Origin of the sequence: Lactococcus sp. S64 (genome assembly GCF_016516525.1) — a bacterium.
GTDB classification, from domain to species: Bacteria; Bacillota; Bacilli; order Lactobacillales; family Streptococcaceae; genus Lactococcus; species Lactococcus lactis.
The window spans coordinates 139645-155182 of the sequence record NZ_JACVUQ010000001.1; the positions used below are offsets into that span (position 1 = coordinate 139645).

Here is a 15538-nt window from a genome sequence, read left to right on the forward strand (position 1 = left end):
TGACAAAATGGGAAAATAGAGCTAGAATTTATAGGTAGCGACTCGAAGATAGTGAAAGTTCGAGAACAATAATGGCTTAACTTAAAACTGTAATGAACACAAATAAAGTAAAAAATAAAGGTGGAACCGTGCATTTGCACCCTTTGTCTCTTTTCGGATTTTTTCGAGGATTGATGAGTGTGTGAATTGCGGTTTTTTGAATTTCGGAGGAAAATAATGGCAAATAAAAAACTAGCATTTCAAGATATTATCTTGACCCTACAAGGCTTTTGGTCTAAACAAGGGGCAAACTTGATGCAAGCTTATGATAATGAAGTAGGAGCAGGAACAATGAGCCCTTACACTTTCTTGCGTTCAAACGGACCTGAACCTTGGGGAGCCGCCTATGTGCAACCTTCACGTCGTCCTGCTGACGGTCGTTATGGTGAAAACCCAAATCGGTTGTTCCAACACCACCAATTCCAAGTTGTATTAAAACCATCTCCAAAAAATATCCAAGAACTTTATCTTCAAAGTTTAGCTGAACTTGGAATTGATGCTTTAGAGCATGATATCCGCTTTGTTGAAGATAACTGGGAAAATCCTTCAATGGGATGTGCCGGTATTGGATGGGAAGTTTGGATTGATGGGCAAGAATGTACTCAATTTACTTATTTCCAACAAGTCGGAGGAATTGAAGTTGATTCCGTAACTTCAGAAATCACTTATGGTTTGGAACGTATTGCGACAGTTATTCAAGAGGTTGATTCTGTTTATGACCTTGAATGGGGGAATGGCGTAGCTTACGGTGATATTTTCAAAGAACCTGAATACGAACATTCTAAATTTGCCTTTGAAGAATCAAACCAAGAGCTTTTACTTAAACTTTTTGGAGAATATGAACAAGAAGCGCTTGATTTATTAGATAAAGGCTTGGTTCACCCAGCTTATGATTATATTTTGAAATCTTCGCATACCTTCAATTTACTTGATGCACGTGGAGCAGTTTCTGTAACTGAGCGTGCAGGCTATATGCATAGAGTTCGTACAATGGCACGTAAGGTAGCAAAAACTTTTATTGAAGAACGTGCAAAACTTGGTTTCCCGCTCTTAAAAGATGAAGCTTTGCGTGAAAAATACCTTGGTAAAAAAGGAAAATATACTAAGATTGTAGAAGGAGAAGAAAAATAATGATAAATTACTTACTTGAAATTGGTTTGGAAGAAATTCCAGCACATTTGGTGACTCCTTCAATCAATCAATTAGCCGAAAGAATGGAAACTTTTCTTAAAGAAAATCGTTTAGAATTTGATAAAATTATTAAATTTTCAACTCCACGTCGTTTAGCAATTATTGTTGAAGGTTTGGCAGAAGCGTCAGAAGCGATTGACGAAGAAGTTAAAGGTCCATCTGCTAAAATTGCTAAAGATGCGCAAGGGAATTGGTCAAAAGCGATTCAAGGTTTCTCAAGAGGACAAGGAGCTACTCCAGATGATTTAATCCTTAAGGGTGATTATTATTATGCTAAAAAACATATTGACGGAGTAAAAGCAGAAGAAATTCTGTCTAAAGTTGGCGATGAAGTCATCGCAAAAATGACATTCTCAACTTATATGAAATGGGGAAATAATGATTTTCTCTTTGTTCGTCCAATTCAATGGATTGTTTCACTTCTAGAAGATAAAGTTGTTGCTTTTGATTTATTGGACGTAACAGCAAATCGTTTTTCACGAGGCCATCGTTTCTTGGCAAATGTTGAGGTTGAACTCAAAAATGCAAATGATTATGCTAGCAAAATGCCAGAAAACTTTGTTTTAGTTGATGCTGAACATCGTAAAGCAGAAATTTCAGCTCAAATTTTGGCTCTTGCGTCTGAAAATAAATGGCAAGTTACTTTGCATAAAGATTTATTAGAAGAAGTAAATAATATTGTTGAATATCCAACTGCCTTTGTTGGTTCATTTGATCCTAAATATCTTTCTGTTCCAGCAGAAGTTTTAGTGACATCAATGCGTGATAATCAACGTTATTTTGAAGTTTATAACCAAGAAGGTCAACTCGCACCAAACTTTATCTCTGTCCGTAATGGGAACGCTGAAAATATTGAAAATGTAGTGCTTGGAAATGAAAAAGTTTTGGTTGCTCGTCTTGAAGATGCAGAGTTTTTCTGGAAAGAAGATCAAAAACTTAAAATTGAAGATTTGGTCGCTAAACTTGCTAAAGTAACTTTCCATGCTAAAATTGGTTCAATTACTGAACACATGGCGCGAACAAAAGAAATAGCCGCTAAGTTAGCTGATATTGCTGGTTTGACAGATGAAGAAAAAAGAGACGTTGCCCGTAGTGCTGAAATTTATAAATTTGACCTTTTGACAGGAATGGTTGGAGAATTTGATGAATTACAAGGGGTAATGGGTGAAAAATATGCGCTTTTAGCTGGTGAAAATGCAAATGTTTCTGCAGCAATTCGTGAACATTATATGCCAACTTTAGCCGAGGGAGAATTGCCTGAAACAAAAGTCGGTTCTGTGCTTGCAGCAGCTGACAAAATTGATTCAGTCCTCTCTTTCTTTAATGTTGGTTTAATTCCTTCTGGTTCAAATGACCCTTATGCTCTACGTCGAGCAGTACAAGGCTTGATTCGTATTATTGAAAAAATGAATTGGCATTTCGATTTATCTTTATTTGTCGACCAATTTGAAGGTGAAAATCATCTTGAAATTTTGGATTTTGTCAAAGCACGTATTCAAAAACTCTTGCTTGAAAAACTCGATCGTCATGATATTGTTGAAGCGGCAATTAATAGTTCAAGCTTTGATATTACAAACATGATGGAATCAGCTTTTGTCATTGATGGGCACAAACTTCACGAACCTTTTAAACCAGCAATTGAAAATGTTTCGCGTTCAATTAATTTGGTTAAAAAAGCAAAAGATATTAAAGAAATAAATCCAACACTTTTTGAAGAAGATGCAGAAGAAGCTCTTTATAACGTTGTTATTTCTCTTCAAAATCAATGGACTTATATGCCTGGTGAAGAAAAATTCAGAGCAATTGTTCATTCACTTGCACCTGCAATTGAAACTTTCTTTGAAAGTGTAATGGTAATGGCTGAAGATTTATCAGTTCGTGATAATCGTATTGCGTTGTTGTCAGAAGTTGTTGCATTAACAAGTGTTATGGCTGATTTTTCTTTGATTAATACAAAATAAAATTGATAGATTTACTGACAGAAAGTTTATTTATGACTCTAAAAAGCTGTCAGTAAAATTTGAGTTCTGTCAGTAATTTTAACAATATTCATGAAGAAAGGAACTAAGAAATGGCAATTACAAATGAACAAGTAGAACGTATTAATGAATTAGCGCGTAAGAAGAAAGCAGAAGGATTATCAGAAGCTGAGCTTGAAGAACAAGCCTTTTTACGTCGTGCTTACCTCGATAGTGTTAAAGCAAATTTCCGCTCACAAGTTGAAACCATCAAAGTTATTGATGAAAAAACAGGAGAAGATGTTACTCCGGATAAACTTAAAGAAATTCAACGTAAGAATGGGATGCGCGACTGAGCTTTTTCTTGCAAATATTTCATAAAATGTTAAAATAAATATTAATAAATGATGGGTATGGTGCACACCCGAAACCGCTTTAAGAATAAAATCTTAAAACTAATGGCGCCTACAAACAAAAGGCTATCTCCAAGTAGTCTTGTTTGTAGCGCCTTTTGTTTTGTAAAATATTATAAAGTGAGTTAAACTCACAAACAAGGAGTTTCAAAAATGAATTTTTTTAAAGTAGGAATTTCAAGAAGCGCAATTTTATATGTCTTCTTAGCTGTAATTATTGGGGGATTAATTGGTATTATTGATGCTATATTTGGTCGAGGGCTTATCTATATTACTGAATTTAGAGATAGTCATGCCCTATATTTAATTCCATTTTTAACCTTAGCTGGTCTCTTAATCGTTTATATTTATAAGAATTTTGGTAAAGACAGCCAAAAAGGAATGGGCCTAATTTTTGAAGCGGGGAATCATGGGCGAGAAGATATTCCAAAACGTCTTGTTCCGCTGATTGTTTTCTCGACTTGGCTTTCTCATTTGTTTGGTGCCAGTGTTGGTCGTGAAGGAGTTGCAGTTCAAATCGGTGGTGTGATTGGACATGCGATTGGTAAAAAACTCTCAGCAAAAGAAGCTAAAAAAATACTTTTGATTACTGGTATGGCTGCTGGTTTTGCAGGGCTCTTTCAAACGCCAATCGCGGCAACTTTCTTTGCTATTGAAATTTTAATGTTGGGTAAAATTGAGTATAGAGCTTTAATCCCAGCTTTGGTTGGTTCATATGTTGCAAGTTGGACTTCAAGCAGTTTGGGATTAGAAAAATTTTCTTTCGCAATCAATACTAACATTCATATTGACCCTTTGGTTCTTTTAAAATTGGCTGTCATTGCCGTTTGTTTTGGACTTGTAGGAAGATTTTTTGCGGAATCTTTAGCTTTTATGAAAGCAACCGTCGCTAAAAGAATTGTTAATCCTTATTATAGAATTATTTTGATGGGAATTGTCATCTCAATTGGTTTACTTGTTATTCATTTGGACCGTTATGCTGGTCTTGGGACAAATTTGATTTCTTTAAGTTTTAATGGTGGACATATCAATGGATATGATTGGATATTAAAATTAATCTTTACGGTTTTATCAATTTCTGCTGGCTTCCAAGGTGGGGAAGTCACACCACTCTTTGCTATTGGTTCAACATTGGGTGCAGCTTTGGCTATGCTCTTTGGTTTACCTGTCGAATTTGTGGCTGCTGCGGGTTATGTTTCAATTTTTTCAGCCGCAACAAACTCTTATTTTGGCCCAATTTTTATTGCTGCGGAGGTCTTTGGTTTTGGTTCGGTTCAATATATCCTACCAATTATGACAATTGCCTACGTTTTGAATGGAAATTCATCCATTTATGCGCAAGAAGTTCTAAATTTGGAAGTTTAAACAAAAAGACGACCTATCTGGGTCATCTTTTTTTATATAATTTTTCGATTTTAATGTAATCAATAACATTTTGAGGTAAGAAGTAAGTGGGTTCAATATTTTTGGCAAACATTTCCCTTAGCATTGTACTAGAAATTGGTAACAAGGGAGCATCAAGCCAAGTAACAGGATAAGGACTTTTGGAGATTGTATCCGTTCTTCTTAAGGCAATGAATGTCACAAGTTTTAGGAGTTCATCAATTTTGTACCATTTGGGAAGATATTCCACCATGTCGCTACCAATAATGAAATAATAATCGGTATCAGGATTAGCTTCAGTCAGGAGTTTGAGCGTGTCATAACTGTAAGATTTTCCACCACGTTCAATTTCAATCAACTCAAGACCGAGTCTAGGATTTTCTTTGATTGCTAACTCAAGCATTTTAACTCGATGTTTTGCAGAAATGGTTTCTTTTTCATCGACATGAGGTGGAATATTTTCAGGCATTAGTAATACTTTATCCAAATTCATTTGTTGGGCAACTTGGTCAGCCATCATTAAATGAGCATGATGAATTGGATTAAAATTTCCTCCTAATAGACCTACTTTTTTTCTGTTCCCTTTATCCATAAGGGGGCTTTCTCCTTAATTTTTGAAATTATTTAATCTACCAATATTTTGAATCAGTCAATTTATATTGTACCATAGCTCATCGCAATCTATAAGACTAAAGAAAAACTCCTCAAGGGAGTTCTTTAATTTAAGATTCGATTTGGACAATGTATCTACTGTTAATATAATGCTCGGTGTTATCCTCATCAATTACAAGGCAATTTCCGTTGCTGTAACCTTTCTTGAAATGTAAGGCAGAGACGACACTTCCGTCTATTAAGTGGATTTTTACACTATCATTTTGTTTAAGTAGTTTCTTTAGATAACTAATCATAATCCTCTCCTTTCTCCATTACTTCTATTGTAGTACAAAAAACATAAGTGGAGCAAAAAATTGACTAGTTTTATATAAAATACATGGCGAAATTTAAATTATAATTTATTGTATAATTATAAAGGGTTCCCAGTACAAATTTAGGGCAAAATTTGATAAAATAAAGATTAGAATTGCGTTAAAATCGGTATGATTAGCGGAAGTGAATATAGGAGAAAAAATTATGCCACATCTATATCAAGACGACAGTCTTACATTACATACGGACTTATATCAAATTAATATGATGCAAACTTACTTTGAGCTTGGACGACATCAGCGTCAGGCGGTCTTTGAGGTTTTTTTCCGTGAGATGCCCTTTAAAAATGGTTATGCTGTTTTTGCTGGTTTAGAAAGAATGGTTGATTATTTAAAGAATCTTAAATTCTCGGAAACAGATATTGCCTATTTGCGTGAATTAGATTATCCGGAAGATTTTCTAAATTATTTAAAAGAATTGCGTTTTACAGGAACAGTTAGAGCGATGCAAGAAGGACAACTTGCTTTTGCTAACGAACCTTTAGTGCAGGTTGAAGGTTCGCTTGCGGAATGTCAGTTGGTCGAAACAGCTATTCTTAATATTATAAATTTCCAAACTTTGATTGCTACTAAAGCTGCTCGTATCAAATCTGTAATTGGGGATGACCCTTTGTTGGAATTTGGGACAAGACGCGCTCAAGAAATGGATGCAGCCATTTGGGGAACACGAGCAGCAATTATTGGTGGTGCTGATGCGACATCAAACGTTCGTGCAGCTAAAATCTTTGGTTTGAAGGCTAGTGGAACACATGCTCATGCTTTGGTTCAATCTTATGGAAATGATTATGAGGCTTTTAAAGCATACGCACAGACTCATAAAGATTGTGTCTTCCTTGTGGATACTTATGATACTTTAAGAGTTGGAGTTCCTTCAGCGATTAAAGTGGCGCGTGAATTTGGCGATAAAATTAATTTCCAAGGTGTACGAATTGATTCTGGAGATATGGCCTATATCTCAAAAAAAGTTCGTCAGCAACTTGATGAAGCAGGATTTACTGATGCAAAAATCTACGCTTCAAATGATTTAGATGAAAACACAATTTTAAGTTTAAAAATGCAAAAAGCAAAAATTGATGTTTGGGGAGTTGGAACTAAATTAATTACGGCTTATGATCAGCCAGCGCTTGGTGCAGTTTATAAATTAGTATCTATGGAAGATGAAAGTGGTCAAATGCAGGACACCATTAAACTTTCAAGTAATGCTGAAAAAGTTTCTACACCAGGTAAAAAACAAGTTTGGCGAATCACCAAAAAAGCAGATGGCAAATCAGAGGGGGATTATATTACATTTTCTGATGAACGTCCAGATGTAGCAGAAGAAATTTACATGTTCCACCCGCTTTATACCTACATCAATAAAAATGTGCGAGACTTCAATGCCAATCCACTTTTGAAAGATATTTTTGTGGACGGTGAATTGATTTATGAATTGCCAAGCTTGCATGAAATTAAAGAATTTGCTCGTGAAAACCTTGAGGAACTTTGGGATGAATATAAACGTGATTTGAATCCTCAACCTTACCCAGTAGATTTGTCACAAGAATTATGGAATCATAAAATGCGCCTAATTTCACAGGTGCGTACAACAGTATCAATGACGAGATTGGATGATGAATGATGAGAATAAGACGAATAGACCTCTGTGATGCAAGACTTTTCTGGGATGTCCAAAAGCAATTGGATACAGAAAGTAAGTTCATGATGCTTGAACCAGAGGAGCGAAGATTTGATTTTAGCCGAACAATTGGTCGAATTTCACGTTTTGATTTTTTAGTTGGTGCTGATGTTGATGGAAAATTTGTTGGATTTCTGTCAGCCAAAAGAGGAAATGCTAATCGAATTAGAAATACGGCCTATGTTGTTGTAGGAATTATTGAAGAATTTCAACACCAAGGAATTGGTTCTCAACTTTTTGAGGAATTAGAAAGATGGGCAAAAGAAAAAGCAGTAAAACGCTTAGAATTAACGGTAATGATTAATAACTATGCTGCGATTGCCCTTTTTCAAAAACATGGATTCACAATAGAAGGCGTTCGCCGTGAGGCAATGTGTGTTGATGGGAAATACGTTGATGAATTCTATATGAGCAAAATTTTAGATTAAAAATAGTTAATGACAGAGCTGTCAGTAAAATATAGAAACTGTCAGTAAAAGGAAGATAAAATGACATTACAAGATGAAATTATTAAAGAACTTGGTGTGAAACCAGTCATTGATCCTAAAGAAGAAATTAGGGTGTCAGTTGAATTTTTGAAAGATTATCTAAAAAAATATCCTTTCATTAAGTCTTTTGTATTAGGGATTTCTGGTGGTCAAGATTCTAGTTTAGCAGGTCGTCTGGCTCAAATTGCTATCGAGGAAATGCGTCAAGAAACTGCTGATGAGACTTATAAATTTGTAGCAATTCGCCTGCCATATGGTGTTCAAGCTGATGAAGAAGATGCCCAACGTGCGCTTGCTTTCATTCAACCTGATATCAGTTTGACAGTAAATATTAAAGCTGCTGTTGAAGGGCAAGTGGCAGCCCTCAATGAAGCTGGAATTGAAGTATCAGATTTCAACAAGGGAAATATTAAGGCACGTCAACGTATGATTACTCAGTATGCTGTGGCTGGTCAATATCAAGGAGCGGTTCTTGGAACAGACCATGCAGCAGAAAATATTACTGGATTTTTCACAAAATTTGGTGATGGTGGAGCAGACTTGCTCCCACTTTTCCGCTTGAATAAACGCCAAGGAAAAGCACTCTTGGCTGAACTTGGCGCTGACCCAGCCATTTACGAAAAAGTTCCGACTGCAGACCTTGAAGAAGGAAAACCAGGACTTGCTGACGAGATTGCATTAGGTGTGACTTACAATGATATTGATGACTACACAGAAGGTAAAGTGATTTCTGAGGATGCTAAGGCTAAAATCGAAGCATGGTGGAATAAAACACAACATAAACGTCACTTACCAATTAGTGTTTTTGATGATTTTTGGAAATAAAAACAAAAAGTTACTGACAGGATTTCTGTCAGTAATTTTTTTATTAAAAATGATGAGGACTTGAATAAGAAGTAAAATGTAATTATGATATAATTAACTAAAACGTTTACAACAAAAAGGAGGGATAAGATGACATTTATTGAAGTGATTAATGAGTCTAAAATCTATCAATCAGGACAAGAGAAGATTTATGCCAATGACCAAGTAAATTTTGAAATTGAAGAAGGAGAATTGGCTGTCATTTTAGGTTCCTCTGGGGCAGGTAAATCAACAGTCCTAAATATTTTAGGAGGAATGGATACAAATGATGAGGGAGAGGTTATTATTGATGAGGAAGAAATCTCTAATTTTTCAAACAAAGAATTGATTACCTACCGACGTTATGCCGTTGGTTTCGTTTTTCAATTTTATAATCTTGTCAATAATTTGACAGCACTAGAAAATGTCGAATTAGCTTCTGAAATTGTCGAAAATGCTCTGGATGCTAAAGAAGTGCTGAAAAGTGTCGGTCTGGAACATCGGCTTCATAATTTTCCTTCGCAACTTTCTGGTGGTGAGCAGCAAAGAGTAGCGATTGCGCGTGCCATAGCCAAAAATCCAAAAATCTTGCTTTGTGATGAACCAACCGGTGCCTTAGATTATCATACAGGAAAACAAATCTTGAAAATTCTTCAAGATATGGCCAGAAAAGAAGGAAAAACAGTTATTATTGTCACGCATAATGCTGCAATTGCTCCAATTGCCAACCGTGTCATTCAAATGCATGATGGAAAAATTAAACAAATTGATAATAATAGCCAACCAGAAGATATCGATAGAATTGAGTGGTAAGCTATGCGAAAAAAAACTTTAAATAAAGAAATTCGCAGGTCAATTACGGGTTCATTAGGTCGCTTTATTTCTATTTTTTCCTTGATGTTGTTAGGGACTTTCGCTTTTGTCGGACTAAAAGTTTCTGGACCCGATATGAGAAGGACAGCGGAAGATTTTTATGCTCAACATCATTTAGCAGATTTGACGCTAACTTCAACTTTGGGATTGGACCATTCTGACCAGCAATTAATTAACGAAACCAAGGGTGTAAAAAAAGCAGAATTTGGCTATTTTCAAGATTTGGTAATCAAAGGAAAAGAAAATAGTCTGCGTCTATTTTCTAAACCAGATGAATTGTCAACTTATGAGTTAATGTCAGGCAAGTTGCCTCAAAAAGATTCAGAAATTGCTTTAGATTATTTATATGATGGACAATATAAAATAGGACAAACCATTTATTTTAACCCTCCCAAATCTAAGGATTCTGATTTGATAAAAAATCATTCCTTTAAAATTGTTGGATTTGTGAAATCAAGTGAATGTGTCGATAAAAGTGATTTTGGCTCAACGACAGTCGGAACGGGTAAACTTAATGGTTATGCGCTTGTTACCAAGGAAGCCTTTGATTCTGATGTTTATATGATTGCTCGCCTATCCTATAAAAACTTACAAAATATCTCCATTTTTGATAGTAAATATGATAGACGTTTAAAAACCGAACAAAAAACCTTAGAAAATACTTTTAAGAATCAACCAGAAAAACGCTTGGCAGCACTGAAAACTGGCCCAGAAAAACAGATTAATGAAGCGAAAAGTCAAATAGTTGAGGAAGAAAATCAACTCACTCAGCAAGAAAATCAATTAATCGCACAAAAGAATCAAATTGGGGAAAATGCATCCGCTCAAGCGATTGAGCAAATCAATGCAGGCCAAAATCAAATTAATGATGGAAAAGAAAAGATTGCTAAAGCTAAAGCAGAGCTTGCAAAGCAGGAAACAGCCCTAAACCAGCTTGAAAAACCGACTTATCAAATTAATAATCGTAAAGAAGGAAATCCGGGTTACAAGACATTTTTAGATGATTCAACAAGAATTGACAGTCTTTCAAATATTTTTCCAGTAGTTCTTTTTGCGATTGCTTTATTAGTGAGTTTGACAACAATGACTCGTTTTGTGGAAGAAGAGCGAGGAAATCTTGGGTTACTGAAGGCTTTGGGATATTCTAACCGTGATATTCGTAAGAAATTTATGGTCTATGGATTAGTTTCTAGCGGTTTAGGAGCTTTAGTAGGAACAATTATTGGACATACCTTTTTGCCGATAGCGGTATTTAATGCTTACACAGCTTCATCTACCTTTAGCAATTTACGGTTAACATTATCTCCTTTATGGACAATAGTTGCTTTTGCGATAGCTATAGCTTGTAGTCTTTTGCCAGCATATTGGGTTGTCCGAATGGAACTAAAAGAAGTACCAGCCAGTCTCTTTTTAGCAAAAGTACCAAAAGCAGGCTCACGGATTCTTTTAGAGAAAATTAATTTTATTTGGAAAAGAATGAGTTTTACTTATAAAGTGACGGCTCGAAATCTATTTCGCTATAAAAAGAGAATGTTAATGACTATCTTTGGTGTCGCTGGCTGTACCGCTTTACTTGTCATGGGATTTGGAATTCGTGATTCCATTTCTGGTTTATCAAATAAACAATTTGGTCAAATTTTGCACTATGACATGATTACTATTGAAAAAAATAAAGTAAATGACAAAGAAAAAGAAGAGATAGATAAAGAATTAGCCTCATCAGAAATTGAGAATTATTTGCCGATTGCCTTTGAAAATTTGACAAAAGAAGCCAGTGGCAAATTAGAAAAACAAGAGGTTAACTTAATTGCGACAAATCGTTCTGATGATTTATCAAAATACATTAGCTTAAAATCTCGTAAAAATAGTCAAAAAATTGAATTAAATAACTCTGGAGCAGTCCTTTCAGAAAAATTTGCTGAACTTTTAGACCTTAAAGTTGGTGATTCTCTGACACTAAAAGATAGTGAAAATCAGCCTCATAAGATAAAAGTAGCAGCAATTACTGAAATGTATATGGGCCATTATATTTTCATAAATCAATCGGTTTACCAAAAGGTTTTTAAAAAAGATTTTGTGGCAAATGCCCAATTGATTAAGTTGAAAAATGCGTCTACAAATAATATTCAAAAAATGTCAGCTCAATTTATGCAAGAAGACGGAATTCAAGCAGTTTCACAAAATAGTGACCTCAAAAAGGTGATTGAATCCTTTATGTATGGCATTAATAGTGTCATGATTGTTTTGATTACTTGTGCCATTTTACTTGCGATTGTTGTCATCTATAATTTAACAAATATCAATGTTTCCGAGAGAATTCGCGAATTAGCCACAATCAAAGTTTTAGGATTCTATGACCGTGAAGTCACACTTTATATTTATCGAGAAACGATTTTATTAAGCTTTTTAGGAATTCTGGTTGGTTTTGGTTTGGGGGATTATTTCCATCAGGTTATTATGAACCAATTGTCAGCTGACCAAATTATGTTTGCACCGGGATTACTTTGGACAAATCTTTTATTATCGGCAGCAATTACTTTTGCGACTACTCTTTTGCTAGCTATTGTTGTTCATTTCAAATTAAAAGCCGTGGATATGCTTGGGGCTTTGAAATCAGTAGATTAATCATTAAAAATTTTACTGACAGCTTTTTAAGAAATAAAAAAATTACTGACAGAAATTTCATCAGTAATTTTTTTATTATTTTTCAACTTTACGTTTGAGGTCACCAATTTGTTGGCCTTTATCTTCGTCAGCTAAAATCTCTTCAAAAGCAGGGAGTTGAATTTCTTCTCCATATTTTTGGTAAAGAGCAGTAGTCACCAAACGATAAGCTAGTCGTGCATTTCTTGAAAGAATTGGCCCATGGAAATAAGTTCCAAAAGTATTTTTGTAAATTAAACCTTCTGTTTGGTCATCTGGATTATTTCCACCACCGTAAACGACAGTTCCTAGTGGCTTTTCGTCATCAGACAGATAGGTAATTCCTGAATGGTTTTCAAAACCATAATAAGTTTCACCAAATTCTTCATTGTGAGTTTCAATATCACCAATAAAACGGTCAGTTCGTAAATTTTCAGTATAATGTCCAAGAATTCCCGTTCCTTGAATTTTTGTCCCTTCGGAATTAACATAGTACTGACCGAGCATTTGATAACCACCGCAAATTGCAAGAAGTGGTTTTTCAGATTCAATGTAATCTTTTAAAGGTGCTGACAAGTCAAGCAATGATTGGTCAGCAATAATTTCTTGCTCATAATCTTGACCACCACCCCAGAAAACAAGGTCATAATCTTCTTTTGCAAAAGTATCACCTAAAGAAACGATATTGAAGGTCATCTCTGCCCCTAATTTTTCTCCGACATACTTGAGCATGAGAATATTTCCATTATCACCATAAGTATTCATTAAATCACCATAAAGATGAGCCACATTGAGGGAATACTTTGGATTTTCAAGATTTGATTTTAAAGAGATATAAGCCATTTAACGCATTTCCTTTCCAAGATAATGACCCTCAGCCAATAATTCACGCATTTGTAACATGGCAGTGTAAGTTGCCAAAATATAAACATGCTCTTTTGGACTCTCTTTAATTGCCTCTAAAACTTCTGAAAGTTCCTTGCGTTCAGAAATATTTTCGGCATTAAATCCTGTCACACGCATTCTTCTAGCCATTTCAGATGAACGAACACCACCTGTGATAATTTGGTCAATTTCCATATCATTAATTAATTCAAAATTAGCATCCCAAATCCAACTTGTGTCAATTCCGTCAGCATAATTGGCATTTAAAAGGCTAACTAAAGTGAAAGGATAATTGGCTAATTTCATCATTTCAAGGGCTTGATTAGCACCTACTGGATTTTTAATCAAAACAATGGTTACTTTTTTTCCATCAATTTCAAGCGTTTCTTGACGACCAAAAACTGCTTTGGAAAGTTCAAAACCAGCCGCAATTGTTTCTTTTGGCACATTGAAATATTCAGCGACAGATACAGCAGCAAGAGCATTATAAATATTATAAAGTCCGCCAACATTAATTTTATAATCTGTCCCATCAATTACAAATTTAGAAGAAGTATTTGTAATCTCTGATAATTCTGTCAGTTGATAATCTAATTCTGGACGACTAAAACCACAATTTTCACAGATATAATTTCCTAAGTTAGCATAGGTATTCATCTTGTAAGCCAAAATATGATGACAAACCGGACAAACAATCCCCTCAGTATTGTAATGAGCATGAGTAGGTTCATGGCTTTCATGGTTGAAACCATAGTATTTTACAGGATTAACTAATTTTTTTGAGTTGAAAAGTGGACTATCGCCATTTAACAAAACCGTACCTTTAGGACTATTTGCCGCACCCTTGACAATAAAGTCATAAGTTGTATAAATCTCGCCATAGCGGTCCATTTGGTCACGGAAAATATTAGTAAACACAAATAACGAAGGTTTGATATATTCAGTGATTTTTGGCAAACTCGCTTCATCAATCTCAAGAACAGCAAATTTCTTTTCGCCAGTTTTCGCTTTGGGAGCTTTCAAAAATGTGGATACAATCCCCGTTATCATATTAGCCCCAGTTGGATTTGTCACAACCGGTCCAAAAGCCTTTTCTAGAATTCCCACGGTCAGTGCTGTGGTCAATGTTTTTCCATTTGTCCCAGTCACAACAATGATTTCATAATTTTTTGTCAGTGATTTAAGAATTTCAGGATCAAATTTTAAAGCAATTTTTCCTGGTAAAGTTGAACCGCGCTTGAAAAATTTTTCCAAGACAAAGCGCGATGAATTACCAGCAAACTTTGCAAATGAAGTTTTTATTGTCATAAGCAATATTATACCAAATACAGGGATTTTTTGCTCTATAAAATTTGAAAAAAATTTATAAAACATATTTGATACTACTAACAAAAAAAAGTGATAAAATAATATCATTATGAATAGCAGAATATTCCAACACAATACTTTTACGACACTTTCTAGTGGTTTTTACAAGGGAACGATTACCCTCAAAGAAGCACTAGAACACGGATCAGTCGGTATCGGCACACTTGATACTGCAAATGGAGAAGTGACCATTATCAATGGAATCGCTTATCACGGGGACTCAGAAAATCATGTCCGATTAGTTGAAGAAGATGAGACAATGCCTTATGTGGCAATGGTCGAACATCAGCCAATCGCAAAGTTTACTGACAGCTCTGTCAGTAATTCAGAAGATTTTCTGTCAGCACTGACCAAGCGATTTCCAACAGCAAATACCGCTTATACTATTGTTATGACTGGTCAATTCAAAGAAGTGACAGTCAGTAGCAAACCAGCCAATAACACTCGTCCTTATGACGAAATTATGGCTGACCAACCTTATTTTACAAAAGAAAATATTTCTGGAACTATGGTTGGAGTTTGGGCGCCAAAACATTTGACTGACCTTTTTGGTCTTGGTTTTCACTTACATTTTGTCAGTGATGATAAAACTTTTACTGCACATGTCCAAAATTTCATTACAGAAAATCTTGAGATTGAAATTGGTAAAATAACCAAAATTGACCAAGAATTTCCTGACAATGATGAAAACTTTGACCAGCACTTATTTCAATAATTTTGTCTGATATAGAAGACAGGCTTCTCAAATTTTGTTACTATTCAATTGAGAAGTCAGTAATTTGATTAAAATGTA

13 protein-coding genes and 1 riboswitch are annotated in these 15538 nt (G+C 35.0%); of the genes, 10 read left to right on the forward strand and 3 right to left on the reverse strand.

The annotated features are described in order from the left end of the window. Nucleotides 1-216 precede the first annotated feature (216 nt). The 4 genes from glyQ to IAE51_RS00705 all read left to right on the forward strand — a co-directional run bounded on the left by glyQ (nt 217) and on the right by IAE51_RS00705 (nt 4966). Nucleotides 217-1170, forward strand: coding sequence for a glycine--tRNA ligase subunit alpha (glyQ, locus tag IAE51_RS00690; protein WP_003130667.1), 954 nt, complete (start codon nt 217-219; stop codon nt 1168-1170). Then, on the forward strand, nt 1170-3191 hold the full coding sequence (gene glyS, locus IAE51_RS00695; protein WP_200094470.1) for a glycine--tRNA ligase subunit beta: 2022 nt from the start codon (nt 1170-1172) through the stop codon (nt 3189-3191). Before glyQ ends, glyS begins: the two co-directional genes overlap by 1 nt. Before the next feature lie 110 nt (nt 3192-3301). Further along, nucleotides 3302-3544 (forward strand): DUF896 domain-containing protein, encoded by a 243-nt coding sequence (locus IAE51_RS00700; protein WP_103054706.1) that lies wholly within the window; start codon nt 3302-3304, stop codon nt 3542-3544. A 44-nt stretch (nt 3545-3588) separates the two neighbouring features. Next, a riboswitch (Fluoride riboswitch) is annotated at nt 3589-3663 on the forward strand. 91 nt (nt 3664-3754) lie between these two features. Beyond that, entirely contained in the window at nt 3755-4966 is a 1212-nt protein-coding gene (locus IAE51_RS00705) for a voltage-gated chloride channel family protein (protein ID WP_200094473.1), read from the forward strand. A gap of 22 nt (nt 4967-4988) precedes the next feature. On the opposite strand, the gene IAE51_RS00710 is transcribed toward IAE51_RS00705, so the two are convergent. Next, entirely contained in the window at nt 4989-5576 is a 588-nt protein-coding gene (locus IAE51_RS00710; protein WP_058204505.1) for a nicotinate-nucleotide adenylyltransferase, read from the reverse strand. Between the two features lie 539 nt (nt 5577-6115). On the opposite strand from IAE51_RS00710, the gene IAE51_RS00715 reads away from it, so the two are divergent. The 5 genes from IAE51_RS00715 (at nt 6116) to IAE51_RS00735 (ending at nt 12474) form a co-directional block, all read left to right on the forward strand. Beyond that, nucleotides 6116-7588, forward strand: coding sequence for a nicotinate phosphoribosyltransferase (locus IAE51_RS00715; RefSeq protein WP_026138892.1), 1473 nt, complete (start codon nt 6116-6118; stop codon nt 7586-7588). Then, entirely contained in the window at nt 7585-8073 is a 489-nt protein-coding gene (locus IAE51_RS00720) for a GNAT family N-acetyltransferase (RefSeq protein ID WP_200094475.1), read from the forward strand. The genes IAE51_RS00715 and IAE51_RS00720 overlap by 4 nt, the downstream gene beginning before the upstream one ends. Before the next feature lie 60 nt (nt 8074-8133). Next, nucleotides 8134-8958 carry an ammonia-dependent NAD(+) synthetase gene (nadE, locus tag IAE51_RS00725; RefSeq protein WP_033899443.1) on the forward strand — a complete coding sequence of 275 codons (825 nt, stop codon included), beginning with the start codon at nt 8134-8136 and terminating at the stop codon, nt 8956-8958. 129 nt (nt 8959-9087) lie between these two features. Further along, nucleotides 9088-9789, forward strand: a complete 702-nt coding sequence (locus IAE51_RS00730) for an ABC transporter ATP-binding protein (protein ID WP_033899445.1) — start codon at nt 9088-9090, stop codon at nt 9787-9789. A gap of 3 nt (nt 9790-9792) precedes the next feature. Then, complete coding sequence (locus IAE51_RS00735) at nt 9793-12474, forward strand: FtsX-like permease family protein (protein WP_200094477.1); 2682 nt, start codon at nt 9793-9795, stop codon at nt 12472-12474. Nucleotides 12475-12549: 75 nt separating this feature from the next. Here the strand turns inward: IAE51_RS00735 and gatD are convergent, their stop codons facing one another. After that, nucleotides 12550-13335, reverse strand: a complete 786-nt coding sequence (gene gatD, locus IAE51_RS00740) for a lipid II isoglutaminyl synthase subunit GatD (protein WP_021722506.1) — start codon at nt 13333-13335, stop codon at nt 12550-12552. After that, nucleotides 13336-14685: a lipid II isoglutaminyl synthase subunit MurT gene (gene murT / locus IAE51_RS00745; protein ID WP_003132046.1), complete on the reverse strand. Its 1350-nt coding sequence runs from the start codon at nt 14683-14685 to the stop codon at nt 13336-13338. Between the two features lie 109 nt (nt 14686-14794). On the opposite strand from murT, the gene IAE51_RS00750 reads away from it, so the two are divergent. Further along, entirely contained in the window at nt 14795-15460 is a 666-nt protein-coding gene (locus tag IAE51_RS00750; protein WP_012897719.1) for an acetolactate decarboxylase, read from the forward strand. Nucleotides 15461-15538 lie beyond the last annotated feature (78 nt).

Bases quoted from the DNA above. Each gene is read 5' to 3' on its own strand.
- IAE51_RS00730 (WP_033899445.1), top strand. From the start codon at position 9,088: ATGACATTTATTGAAGTGATTAATGAGTCTAAAATCTATCAATCAGGA.
- IAE51_RS00750 (WP_012897719.1), top strand. From the start codon at position 14,795: ATGAATAGCAGAATATTCCAACACAATACTTTTACGACACTTTCTAGT.
- IAE51_RS00715 (WP_026138892.1), top strand. From the start codon at position 6,116: ATGCCACATCTATATCAAGACGACAGTCTTACATTACATACGGACTTA.
- murT (WP_003132046.1), bottom strand. From the start codon at position 14,685: ATGACAATAAAAACTTCATTTGCAAAGTTTGCTGGTAATTCATCGCGC.
- gatD (WP_021722506.1), bottom strand. From the start codon at position 13,335: ATGGCTTATATCTCTTTAAAATCAAATCTTGAAAATCCAAAGTATTCC.
- nadE (WP_033899443.1), top strand. From the start codon at position 8,134: ATGACATTACAAGATGAAATTATTAAAGAACTTGGTGTGAAACCAGTC.
- IAE51_RS00720 (WP_200094475.1), top strand. From the start codon at position 7,585: ATGATGAGAATAAGACGAATAGACCTCTGTGATGCAAGACTTTTCTGG.
- glyS (WP_200094470.1), top strand. From the start codon at position 1,170: ATGATAAATTACTTACTTGAAATTGGTTTGGAAGAAATTCCAGCACAT.
- IAE51_RS00735 (WP_200094477.1), top strand. From the start codon at position 9,793: ATGCGAAAAAAAACTTTAAATAAAGAAATTCGCAGGTCAATTACGGGT.
- glyQ (WP_003130667.1), top strand. From the start codon at position 217: ATGGCAAATAAAAAACTAGCATTTCAAGATATTATCTTGACCCTACAA.
- IAE51_RS00700 (WP_103054706.1), top strand. From the start codon at position 3,302: ATGGCAATTACAAATGAACAAGTAGAACGTATTAATGAATTAGCGCGT.
- IAE51_RS00710 (WP_058204505.1), bottom strand. From the start codon at position 5,576: ATGGATAAAGGGAACAGAAAAAAAGTAGGTCTATTAGGAGGAAATTTT.
- IAE51_RS00705 (WP_200094473.1), top strand. From the start codon at position 3,755: ATGAATTTTTTTAAAGTAGGAATTTCAAGAAGCGCAATTTTATATGTC.